This window comes from Bacillus sp. S2(2019) (assembly GCF_005144805.1).
GTDB lineage: Bacteria > Bacillota > Bacilli > Bacillales > Bacillaceae > Bacillus > Bacillus altitudinis.
Window position 1 is genome coordinate 653,739 of the sequence record NZ_SWFL01000003.1, and the last position, 12,186, is coordinate 665,924.

Consider the following 12,186-nt stretch of genomic DNA (forward strand, 5'->3'; position numbering starts at 1 on the left):
TTGACATGAATGAATCGAAAAGCACATACATATGTAGAAAAAAGGGACAAGGGTGTATGTGATGACATTGCACGCAATCAGCCGCTATATGGATCAGCCGACACAGAAAATGATTGAAACATTGATCAAAAGGAAGCGCAAATACGAGGGGTTTGCAAAACAATGCAAAAGGTGGCAATGGACAGCCCTTTTATCACTTGCGATTCTTCTGTTTTATTTTGTGATAACAGCTAATAGCGGGGGCTCCCTGCAGCCGGAAGCGATGATTGCCACATTGCTTGGCCATGAGGTGTTTCTGTTTTGGATCATGGCTGAAGTGTTTGCTTTTTACGCATCGTATTATTATAAGAAAAAAGAAGAAAAGGCTGAGGATGAATATCATAAGCTCAGATGTGAAATTATACAGAAAAGCACAGATTTATGGCCTCAATCAAATCAATGGAAAGAGCGCGAGGCCGTTTTCCACTTCATGCAGACGCAATATGATATCAATCTCTATTATGAAAGTAAATAAATGAGCAAAAGACGTTTAAACAGTTGAAACGTCTTTTTTCATTCAAGCGTCTTATAAAAGAAAGCTGATACAAGGGAGTCATTCATAATGAAATATGCCATCGGATTTACTGCTGCCATAGCGGCTGTGACAACAGGTGTGTGTGTAACAGCGAAAATGGTGAAAACGGCAAAACAAAACAACATCAAAAAGCATTACTTTACAATAGAAGGACTTCAGTCAGATCGACCTGCAGTCATTTTTTTTATTTCTGATACCCATCGCCGTCTAATTAGTGATACTTTATTAGCGGAAGTAAAAGAGCAGCAGCCTGATGTCATTATGATCGGCGGGGACTTAGCTGAAAAGGGAGTCCCTTATGCTAGAGTTGAAGAAAATGTGAAACGTTTAGCAAGGATTGCCCCGGTGTATTTTGTGTGGGGGAATAACGACCATGAGCTGCATCAGCAAAAACTCAAAGACATCCTCCATACCTATCAGGTGACGACATTGCAAAATGAGACGGCTGTGTGGAATTTTGAAGGACAGCCCATTAAAATAGGCGGAATCGATGATATCCGGCTTGAAAAAGCAGATTATGAAGCGATACGGCCGGAGTTTGTCAAAGAAGACGTGAATATCCTTTTATCACACAACCCAGATGTGCATCATTTGATGAGTGAAGAAGAGGGAATTGATCTTGTTTTGAGCGGTCATACCCATGGGGGTCAAATTCGTATTGGGAAATTTGGTCCGTATGAAAAAGGAAGAACAGGCCAAGTCAAAGGTGCTTTCTTTCTGATTAGTAATGGTTACGGAACAACAAAGATTCCGATGCGTCTTGGAGCAGAACCAGAAACCCATCTGATCTATTTAATGCCGCTAAAAACGCGCTAAGTTGATGCCCCATCAATATTTTCCATAAAAGTCACCGTAAGCATAGCTTCATGCTTGTCTTCCGTCTTGACACAGTGTAAACTGAATACAAAATTAAGAACCTATGACTCATCATCTCATATACTACAGTATGATGTGTGTTAGAAGAGGCAGGAGGGAACGTTATGCGGCTAGAGCGTCTGAATTATAATAAAATCAAAATTTTTCTCACACTAGATGATCTGACAGACCGAGGTCTTACGAAAGAAGACCTTTGGAAAGATTCGTTCAAAGTTCATCAGCTGTTTAAAGACATGATGAACGAAGCGAATCAGGAGCTCGGTTTTGAAGCGAATGGACCGATTGCTGTTGAAGTATTTTCTCTTCAGGCGCAGGGGATGGTCGTCATTGTGACAAAGAGTCAGCAGGAAGATGCTGATGATGAGTTTGATGAAGATTACATTGAGATGCAAGTCAAGCTCGACGAGAGCAAGCATGTGCTCTATCAATTTGCCTCGTTTGAAGATGTGATTCAACTGTCCCATAGTTTAAGTCGTATTGGACTTTTAGGGGGTACAGTTTACCATTATGAAGGTCAATATTTTCTCAGCCTAGATGATTTCGAAGAACTGTCTGCAGATACGGTCATTTCTATTTTAGCGGAGTTCGGTTCACCGACGACATTAACCATTCACCGGTTAAAAGAATACGGAAAAGTGATCATGCAGGAAGATGCAGTGAAAACGATTCAACTGTATTTTTAATCACTTTTTTCTATTATATTTAATACTGTTGTGATGAAACAACAGTATTTTTTTATATCCATTTTTATATTTATAAACGCTGATATTTTATTTTGATAAAAAACGCTTTTTACCTTTGCTTTACCAGTACGAAGGTGTATACTATTGCTTGAAAGGGAGCAGTAGATCATGAAAGATTTCTAGGGGGTTTATTTTAATGGCAGCCGATCAAAACGCCGCTCATAACGCAGAAGATAAGCTAGATGTTTTAAAGTCAACTCAAACCGTCATACATAAAGCGCTTGATAAATTGGGCTATCCGCAAGAAGTGTATGAATTGCTGAAGGAGCCAATTCGCCTATTAACGGTCAAAATTCCAGTACGTATGGATGATGGATCGGTGAAAATTTTCACTGGTTATCGTGCGCAGCATAATGATGCTGTCGGTCCAACAAAAGGCGGAATACGATTCCACCCGAACGTTACTGAAAAAGAAGTAAAAGCGCTTTCAATTTGGATGAGTTTAAAATGTGGTATTGTGGATCTTCCTTATGGCGGAGGAAAAGGCGGTATTATCTGTGATCCAAGAGAAATGTCATTTAGGGAGCTTGAAAAACTAAGCCGCGGCTATGTTCGCGCAATTAGCCAAATCGTTGGACCAACAAAAGATGTTCCAGCACCAGATGTGTTTACAAACTCTCAAATCATGGCATGGATGATGGATGAGTATTCTAGAATTGATGAATTTAACTCGCCAGGATTTATTACAGGAAAACCAATTGTTCTTGGAGGCTCACATGGACGTGATACTGCAACGGCAAAAGGTGTAACGATCTGTATCAAAGAAGCGGCGAAGAAAAAAGGAATTGACATCAATGGGGCTCGTGTTGTCGTTCAGGGATTCGGAAATGCAGGAAGTTACTTGGCTAAATTTATGTATGATGCCGGAGCGAAAATCGTAGGAATTTCAGATGCTTACGGCGGTTTGTATGATGAAGATGGTCTCGATATTGACTACTTGCTTGACCGACGTGACAGCTTTGGAACCGTCACTAAATTATTTAATGATACAATTACAAACCAAGAGCTGCTTGAGCTAGATTGTGATATCTTAGTACCTGCAGCCATTGAAAACCAAATTACAGAAGATAATGCGGCAAACATTAAGGCCAAAATTGTCGTAGAAGCAGCAAATGGACCAACGACATTGGAAGGGACAAAAATTCTTTCAGATCGTGGTGTACTGCTTGTTCCAGACGTACTTGCAAGTGCGGGTGGAGTGACTGTTTCTTACTTTGAATGGGTTCAGAATAACCAAGGGTTCTACTGGACAGAAGAAGAAGTGGAAACTCGTTTAGAAGATATGATGGTGAAATCATTTAATAATATTTATGAAATGGCGCAAAACCGCCGTATTGATATGCGACTAGCAGCATATATGGTCGGTGTACGTAAAATGGCTGAAGCTTCTCGATTCAGAGGCTGGATTTAAGCGACTTATTTGCATCGCGCCTTAAAATCTCCTATCCTTAAATAGGAGATTTTTTTATGGAATCATGCAAAGAATCAAACAGCCCAGCAATTGTTATTGCAGTGAAACGACAGGAGTGGAACAAATGAAACAAGAAAAAGCGATCATAATAGGAGGAGGCCCGTGCGGTCTATCAGCTGCCATTGCATTCAAGCAAATTGGGATTGATGCACTTGTGATTGAAAAGGGCAATGTGGTCAACAGTATTTATCATTACCCTACACACCAAACCTTCTTCAGTACAAGTGAAAAGCTTGAGATCGGTGACGTCGCTTTTATCACTGAAAATCGGAAACCCGTTCGTATTCAGGCGCTTTCCTATTACCGAGAGGTGGTCAGACGAAAAAGCCTTCGTGTGAATGCTTTTGAAAAGGTAAACGCTGTGACGAAAAAAGATGGCCGTTTTACGGTAAATACATCAAAAGACGACTATACATGTGACTATGTTGTGATTGCGACTGGCTACTATGATCATCCTAACTATATGAATGTAAAAGGGGAAGACCTTCCTCATGTGTATCATTATTTTAAAGAAGGACACCCCTACTTTGATAAAGATGTGACGGTGATCGGCGGGAAGAACTCTAGTGTTGATGCTGCCCTAGAACTTGTGAAATGCGGAAGCAGGGTGACGGTTTTATATAGAGGAACTGAATATTCATCCAGCATCAAACCTTGGATTTTACCAGAGTTTGAAGCGCTTGTTCGAAATGGCACCATTCGAATGGAGTTTGGTGCAGAGGTGAAGGAAATCACAGAACAGGATGTTGTCTTTACAAACCAGCAGGGCCAAACGGATCGAGTGAAAAGTGATTATGTGTTTGCGATGACAGGTTATCATCCTGATCATTCATTTTTAGAAAAAATGGGTGTAACAATCGATCCAGAATCAGGCCGCCCAGCATTTGATGAACAAACAATGGAAACAAATGTAGAAGGTATTTTCATTGCAGGGGTTATTGCAGCTGGTAACAACGCCAACGAAATTTTCATTGAAAATGGAAGATTTCATGGTGGGTTAATTGCAGAAGAAATCAACAAAAGAATCAACGGGTAAAAAAAGAACTGGGTCCTTCTAAGGGATTCAGTTCTTTATTATGTAAATTGGGATTATATAGAAGATTATTTTTGGGAAAATGGGCTCGAGTCATATAAAAAAGGGGTGATTCGTGGTACGATAATAAAGGATAATGTAGGGAAAGAGGTCTGATTATGATCGCAATCATTTCAGCAGGTTTAGCTCCCGGCATCGCACTTTTAAGTTATTTTTATTTGAAAGATCAATACGACAATGAGCCGGTTCATATGGTCATCAGATCTTTTATGCTAGGTGTCATACTTGTGTTTCCAACCATGTTTATTCAGTATGTCCTCCAAGAGGAAAATATCGCTACGAATCCTATCGTGATTTCATTTGTGACATCGGGATTTTTAGAAGAATCATTAAAGTGGTTTATTTTAATGGTCAGTGTCTATGCGCACGTACAGTTTGATGAACACTATGACGGGATTGTCTATGGAACAAGTGTCTCACTTGGATTTGCGACACTTGAAAATATTCTGTACTTAGTGGGTCATGGGGTAGAGTACGCGTTTACACGTGCCTTGCTGCCTGTATCAAGCCACGCTTTATTTGGTGTGGTGATGGGATTTTATATAGGTAAAGCTCGCTTTTCTGATAAAAAAGAGCAGCGAAAATGGCTGATTCTCTCTTTAATACTTCCTATCCTTTTTCATGGCTTATATGATTTCATTCTTCTTGGCATGAAAAATTGGGGATATATTATGTTGCCGTTCATGATTTTTTTATGGTGGTTTGGTCTGCGGAAAGCCAAAAAAGCCCGTGCGGTGAAGATGGTACAAATTTAAATTGGAAAACGTCCTATACGTCTTTAGGGCGTTTTTTGTCTTTTCCATCCAATTCCCTCCTGTGATGAATGTATAAAAATAGGGATCGGAAGAAACATATATTCAAACATCAAAAGTACAGGAGGATCAAATATGGACAAAGCTCGTTTTATGAAACAAATCGTCCTTATCTTCTCAATTGTTCTGCTCGCGTCTTCATTGATGACAGCTGAAAAAAGTGAAGCTTTCACGAATCAAGTGATTCAGCGGGGAGCTACAGGAGAAGATGTCGTCGAGCTCCAGGCAAGGCTCCAATACAATGGTTTTTACAATGGAAAAATAGACGGGGTGTATGGCTGGGGAACTTACTGGGCCGTGCGCAATTTTCAAAGCCAGTTTGGTGTAAAGAAAGTCGATGGACTCGTAGGGGAAAAAACAAAAAACCTATTAGTTCAAAAGACGAAATACTATAAAGAGTTTGTGCAGCAGCAGCTGCAAAAAGGAAATCAGTTTACGCATTATGGCGGGAAACCTCTTGATCAGCAAACAAAGGCTCCTGCTCAAAGAAACACGCAAAAAAAGACAGCACAAGGTGCAAAAGAGAATCAAAAAAGTCAAAGCGGAGGAAACAGCTCGACTGGGAAGTCTGGAAACCAGTCAGGAAATGGTCAAGCAAATCAAACGCCGAAACAAACAGCAGCCAACATGCCAGGTGGTTTTTCAAGCAATGACATTCAGCTTCTTTCACAAGCTGTTTATAGTGAAGCGAGAGGTGAACCTTATGAAGGACAGGTAGCGATCGCAGCCGTCATCTTAAACCGTTTAAACAACCCGACCTTTCCAAACACGATCGCTGGTGTCATTTTTGAACCGCTTGCGTTTACTGCTGTAGCAGATGGACAATTTTATATGGCGCCAAACGAAACCGCTAAAAAGGCAGTATTTGATGCCATTAATGGCTGGGACCCATCTGAAAGCGCCGTTTATTACTTTAATCCTGATACAGCGACAAGCCCATGGATTTGGGGAAGGCCACAAATTAAACGAATCGGGAAACATATTTTCTGTGAATAAAAAGAGGTGTAAATAAATGATCAGAGGAATATTGATTGCTATTTTAGGAATTGCTGTCATCTCAACAGGATACTGGGGCTATAAGGAGCATCAAGAAAAAGATGCAGTGCTGCTTCATGCAGAGAACAACTATCAAAGAGCCTTCCATGATCTAACGTATCAAGTCGATCAGTTGCACGATAAACTTGGCGCAACACTTGCGATGAACAGCCAAACATCTATATCTCCAGCACTTGCAGATGTATGGAGAATGTCATCAGAAGCGCATAACAATGTCAGCCAGCTTCCGCTCACATTGATGCCTTTTAACAAAACAGAAGAGTTTCTAGCGAATGTCGGTGACTTTAGCTATAAATCGTCACTTAAATCTTTATCAGATGAACCATTAAACAAAGATACACACAAAACCATTACCACTTTATATGATCAAGCGGCAGATATTCAAAACGAACTTAGACAAGTGCAGCATCTCGTACTCAACAAAAATTTAAAATGGATGGATGTTGAAATGGCACTGGCTGATGGAGATCGAAAAAACGACAACACCATCATTGACGGATTAAAAACCGTTGAGAGAAATGCTGATGCGTTTGCAGATGTTGATCTTGGTCCTACAAATGTGTCAACTGAATCAGAAACGCAAGGCTACAATCACTTAAAAGGGCAAAAGATTTCAAAAAAAGAAGCGATCCGTATCGCCCAGCAATTTGCGCCTGACCATAACAAAGATTTCAAGGTGAGAAAAAGTGGGAGTAAAACGAACCGTGATGTCTACAGCCTGTCAATGTCAGACCCAGATAGCCGAGCAAACTTTTATTTAGACTTGACTGAAAAAGGCGGCCATCCTGTCTATCTTCTTCAGAACCGTGAAGTGAAAAAACAAAAAATCAGTTTAAATGATGCCTCAGAAAAAGCACTAAGTTTCTTAAAGAAGCATGGATTCGATACTGAATCATTTCATTTAGATGAGAGTGCGCAATTTGATAATATCGGCGTATTTACCTATGTCCCTTTACAGAATAACGTATTGCTTTATCCAGATAGCATTCGAATGAAAGTCGCTTTAGATGATGGAGAGGTTGTGGGATTCTCAGCGAAAGACTATTTAATGAATCACAGAAAACGTGACATAAAAGCACCAAAGATTTCTCAAAAAGAAGCTGAAAAGACCTTAAATAAACATGTGAAGATTGAGGATACACATGTAGCTCTTGTTCAAAATGATATGTCAGAGGAAGTTCTCTGCTATGAGTTTTTAGGAACCATTAAAAACGACACGTACCGAATGTTCATTAATGCAGATACTGGAAAAGAAGAAAGAGTAGATAAGCTAAAAAATGCAGAACCTATATATAAAGACCTATAGAAAAGGAAGCGAGGAAAAGGCGAATAAGCCTTTTCCTTTTGTTTTATACATGGTTTAATATAAGAGAGGATACGATTTCACAGATGAAAAGAGTGATGAGGAATGTTACAAATAGGGGATGCAATCACAATTGAGTATGTCAATGAGAACAAAGAAGTGAAAACTGCAAAATCGAAAGTTTTGGAAAATAATAACGATGATATTTGCATTAATTATCCAGCTGATAAAGAAACGGGGCGCACGATCTATTTAAATCAAGAAACAGAAATCACCGTCTTCTTTTTCGATGAAAATCAAATTCCATACAAATGTACAAGCAAAGTCATTGGGAAAAGAAAAGAAGATATCCCTATGATTGTCGTTTCGATTCCGCCAAAAGAAGAAATGATTCGGCTTCAGCGAAGAGAATATCTTCGAGTGGATACGATGGTGAAAGCGTCCATAACGCAAAATGGTGAAGAAACCTTCGACACATTTATTGTCAATATGAGTGCTGGCGGTGTAGCAATTGCTGTTCCAGAAGGTGTCTCACTAAAAGAATATGGCGAGGTCGTCACAGAGTTTGAACTTTCACTTAAAGAACCAGTAAAAATTAAAGCGATTGCAGAAATGAATCGTGTTTATCAAGATGAACAGACGGGGAAAACAAGAGCGATCATGGAATTTACTGAAATCACAAACGACCACCAGCAGCACATCATGAAGTATTGCTTCCAGCAGCAGCTTCTAACACGTGTGAAAAAAGTATAAGAATAAAGGTTGTCAAAAGCTTCCATACTAGAGAGAAAGAATCTAGCGTTGGAGGCTTTTTGTATGAAAACAATGGAAAGATGGCTATTCAAAGCAGTGCTCATTCAGCTCATTCTGCTTTTAGCGGTTCAGGTCACCCTTCACTTGACGAAAGGAGAACTATTTTTGTCAAAAGTCGTACAATACGAGGGTGTGAATAACATGAGCATTGAAGATTGGATTGAGACATTTAAGCAAAAGGATTGATAGAAAATTCCCCCGTTTGAGCGGTGATCGTGTTACAATTCATAAGGGAGATTCAATCAAGGAGAGGTATTATGAAAAAGAAATTATCTATCGCAATTGACGGTCCTGCTGCAGCAGGAAAAAGCACTGTGGCAAAAATTGTCGCAGCGAAAAAATCATATATTTATATCGATACAGGTGCGATGTACCGCGCAATTACACTTGCGGCACTCAATCAAGGCGTAGACCTTGAAGACGAACAGGCACTTGATGCTTTATTGAAAAAGACAGTCATTGAACTTGTGTCAACTGACGAAGGTCAAAAAGTACATTTAGACACGATTGATGTCACAGAAGACATCAGAACAGACCGTGTGAGCAATCAAGTCTCTGTTGTTGCAAAGCATCGAGCTGTTAGGGAAGAAATGGTCCGCAGGCAGCAAGAGCTGGGGAACCGAGGCGGTGTCGTCATGGATGGAAGAGACATTGGCACGCATGTTCTTCCAGATGCAGAAGTGAAAATTTTCTTGCTTGCGTCAGTAGAGGAAAGAGCAAAACGTCGTTTTGAAGAAAATCAGAAAAAAGGCTATGATGTCAATTACGATCAGCTGATCGAAGAGATTGCAAGACGTGACAAGCTTGATTCTGAGCGGGAGGTATCACCGCTGAAGAAAGCAGATGACGCCATTGAAATTGACACGACTTCTCTTTCTATTCAAGAGGTTGCAGGTAAAATTTTAGATGCAGCAGAGCGTGTAGAAAAACAGTAAGAAATTTTAGAAAACTTTTATAAGTTAGAGGTTTATCTCTTGACAAACAAGGTCTTTTATTAGAAGTTTATACTAATACTATTTTTATTGATCATTCAAGCAATTCTGTTGATTTGAATGTTTCTATAATACATATTCGGCTGGCAATCATCATGCTAAGGACACATATTCACCCAGTCGTTTTAACTAAGCTGTGTAGGTTTGGACCAAGGAGGTTATCGAAATGACAGAGGAAATGAATCAAATCGATGTTCAGGTACCAGAGGTTGGAGATGTAGTGAAAGGGATTGTTTCTAAAGTTGAGGACAAGCATGTCAATGTAGATATCGTCAATGTGAAACAACCTGGGATCATCCCAATCAGTGAATTATCAAGTCTTCACGTTGAAAAAGCATCAGATGTCGTGAAAGATGGCGACGAGTTAGAGCTTAAAGTAACAAAGGTCGAAGACGATGCTTTGATTTTATCGAAACGTGCTGTTGATGCAGACCGCGCTTGGGAAGACCTAGAGAAAAAGTTTGAAACAAAAGAAGTATTTGAAGCAGAAGTAAAAGACGTTGTCAAAGGTGGTCTAGTGGTCGACATTGGTGTTCGCGGATTTATTCCTGCGTCTCTTGTTGAGGCACACTATGTAGAAGACTTCACTGACTACAAAGGAAAAACACTCTCGCTTGTTGTGGTAGAGCTTGACCGCGAAAAAAACCGCGTGATTCTATCGCATCGTGCAGTCGTTGAGCAAGAACAATTAGACAAGAAGCAAGACTTCCTGCAAAAGCTTGCAGTAGGCAGTGTGATTGATGGAAAAGTGCAGCGCCTGACTGACTTTGGTGCATTTGTTGACATTGGCGGCATTGATGGATTAGTTCACATTTCTCAACTATCCCATGCGCATGTCGAAAAGCCATCTGACGTTGTTGAAGAAGGACAGGAAGTAAAAGTCAAAGTTCTTGCTGTTGACCGTGATAACGAACGTATCTCACTATCTATTAAAGAAACATTACCAGGACCTTGGAGCCAAATTGGTGAAAAGGTAAAACAAGGTGATGTTCTTGAAGGAACCGTTCAACGTCTTGTGAGCTTTGGAGCATTTGTTGAAATTCTGCCAGGTGTAGAAGGACTTGTGCATATTTCCCAAATTTCACACAAACATATCGGTACTCCTCAAGAAGTCCTTGAAGAAGGGCAGACTGTGAAAGTGAAAGTGCTTGATGTCAATGAAGATGAAGAGCGCATTTCACTTAGCATTCGTGAATTAGAAGAGAATCCTGAAAAACAAATCGAAGAGGATTACCGTCAATATCAGGCGAAAGAAGAAAATACAAGCGGATTCCAGCTTGGTGACCTGATTGGTGATAAACTCAATAAACTAAAATAATTTGGTGATCAAAATTGACGCGAGCAGAAAGAAAGAAACAGCATATTGAGCATGCTTTGTCGACTGGCCAGCATGCAGCAACAGGTTTACAAGATGTTTCCTTCGTTCACGCCAGTTTACCAGATCTTGCGACATCACAAATTGATACACATACGACAATTGGCGGACTGACTTTCGGTTCGCCAATTTTTATCAATGCAATGACTGGTGGAGGCGGAGAATCGACCTATGAGATTAATCGCTCTTTATCTATCGCAGCGAAGGAAACCAATATTCCAGTAGCAGTCGGATCACAAATGGCTGCACTGAAAGATGCAGACGAACGTCGTACGTATGAAGTGGTTCGAAAGGTGAATCCGGATGGACTCGTTTTTGCCAATTTAGGCAGTGAGGCGACAATTCAGCAAGCGCAGGATGCCGTTGACATGCTGGAGGCAAACATGCTCCAAATTCACTTAAACGTGATTCAAGAGATCGTCATGCCTGAAGGAGATCGTGATTTCAGAGGTGCTGTTGAGCGGATCGCAGCCATCACTGAATCAATTGAGGTACCTGTTGTCGTCAAAGAAGTTGGATTTGGGATGAATAAGGAAACAGCAAAGAAATTATTTGATGCTGGAGTTGCTGCTGTTGATGTAGGCGGATTTGGGGGAACGAATTTTTCTAAAATCGAGAACCTGCGCCGTCAAAAAGCACTTCGCTATTTTGACCAGTGGGGAATTCCAACTGCAGCGAGTCTGGCTGAAGTACATACAGCCTTTCCAGATCAAACCGTCCTAGCTTCTGGAGGCATTCAAGATGCACTTGATGTGACAAAATCAATTGCTCTTGGTGCGTCTGCCGCTGGATTAGCCGGCTTTTTCTTAAAATCCCTGACGAGTGGTGGAGAAAAGGGCCTCATTTCTGATATCATTGATCTACAAGATGATGTGAAGATGTTGATGACAGTACTTGGCATGAAGACAATTGAGGAGCTACGGCAAGCTCCAATTGTGCTTACAGGGAAAACAAGTCATTGGCTGAAAGAAAGAGGCGTGGATACTACGTACTATAGTTTAAGAAATAAGAAGACAAAGGACTAAATGAAATTTTAGCCCTTTGTTTTCTTTTCAGTGTGAAAGAAAACTTTTTTGTC

The 12,186-nt window shown here is 40.4% G+C and carries 13 protein-coding genes; all 13 read left to right on the forward strand.

Features of this window, described 5'->3' with window-relative positions:
- The first annotated feature begins 61 nt into the window (after positions 1-61).
- Positions 62-514, forward strand: coding sequence for a DUF2663 family protein (locus FBF75_RS13635; protein WP_007500988.1), 453 nt, complete (start codon positions 62-64; stop codon positions 512-514).
- An 87-nt stretch (positions 515-601) separates the two neighbouring features.
- Positions 602-1,390, forward strand: a complete 789-nt coding sequence (locus FBF75_RS13640; protein ID WP_017367513.1) for a metallophosphoesterase — start codon at positions 602-604, stop codon at positions 1,388-1,390.
- Positions 1,391-1,554: 164 nt separating this feature from the next.
- The gene (locus FBF75_RS13645) at positions 1,555-2,133 is read left to right on the forward strand and encodes a genetic competence negative regulator (RefSeq protein ID WP_007500984.1); all 579 of its coding nucleotides are present in this window, start codon (positions 1,555-1,557) and stop codon (positions 2,131-2,133) included.
- Between the two features lie 196 nt (positions 2,134-2,329).
- Positions 2,330-3,604, forward strand: a complete 1,275-nt coding sequence (locus tag FBF75_RS13650) for a Glu/Leu/Phe/Val family dehydrogenase (protein ID WP_007500982.1) — start codon at positions 2,330-2,332, stop codon at positions 3,602-3,604.
- Positions 3,605-3,728: 124 nt separating this feature from the next.
- A complete protein-coding gene (locus FBF75_RS13655) occupies positions 3,729-4,700 on the forward strand; it encodes a YpdA family putative bacillithiol disulfide reductase (RefSeq protein ID WP_017367512.1) in 972 nt (323 codons plus the stop codon).
- Between the two features lie 155 nt (positions 4,701-4,855).
- Positions 4,856-5,512 (forward strand): glutamic-type intramembrane protease PrsW, encoded by a 657-nt coding sequence (gene prsW, locus FBF75_RS13660; protein WP_008344507.1) that lies wholly within the window; start codon positions 4,856-4,858, stop codon positions 5,510-5,512.
- 132 nt (positions 5,513-5,644) lie between these two features.
- Positions 5,645-6,565, forward strand: a complete 921-nt coding sequence (gene sleB / locus FBF75_RS13665) for a spore cortex-lytic enzyme (protein WP_017367511.1) — start codon at positions 5,645-5,647, stop codon at positions 6,563-6,565.
- A 16-nt stretch (positions 6,566-6,581) separates the two neighbouring features.
- On the forward strand, positions 6,582-7,931 hold the full coding sequence (gene ypeB / locus FBF75_RS13670; protein ID WP_046343864.1) for a germination protein YpeB: 1,350 nt from the start codon (positions 6,582-6,584) through the stop codon (positions 7,929-7,931).
- A 102-nt stretch (positions 7,932-8,033) separates the two neighbouring features.
- Positions 8,034-8,681, forward strand: coding sequence for a flagellar brake protein (locus FBF75_RS13675; protein WP_007500975.1), 648 nt, complete (start codon positions 8,034-8,036; stop codon positions 8,679-8,681).
- 63 nt (positions 8,682-8,744) lie between these two features.
- Positions 8,745-8,927: a YpfB family protein gene (locus tag FBF75_RS13680; RefSeq protein ID WP_008344514.1), complete on the forward strand. Its 183-nt coding sequence runs from the start codon at positions 8,745-8,747 to the stop codon at positions 8,925-8,927.
- A gap of 71 nt (positions 8,928-8,998) precedes the next feature.
- Positions 8,999-9,676, forward strand: coding sequence for a (d)CMP kinase (cmk, locus tag FBF75_RS13685; RefSeq protein WP_007500974.1), 678 nt, complete (start codon positions 8,999-9,001; stop codon positions 9,674-9,676).
- A 223-nt stretch (positions 9,677-9,899) separates the two neighbouring features.
- Positions 9,900-11,051 carry a 30S ribosomal protein S1 gene (gene rpsA, locus FBF75_RS13690; RefSeq protein WP_008344519.1) on the forward strand — a complete coding sequence of 384 codons (1,152 nt, stop codon included), beginning with the start codon at positions 9,900-9,902 and terminating at the stop codon, positions 11,049-11,051.
- A gap of 14 nt (positions 11,052-11,065) precedes the next feature.
- Positions 11,066-12,133, forward strand: coding sequence for a type 2 isopentenyl-diphosphate Delta-isomerase (gene fni, locus FBF75_RS13695; protein WP_017359764.1), 1,068 nt, complete (start codon positions 11,066-11,068; stop codon positions 12,131-12,133).
- The last annotated feature ends 53 nt before the right edge of the window (positions 12,134-12,186 follow it).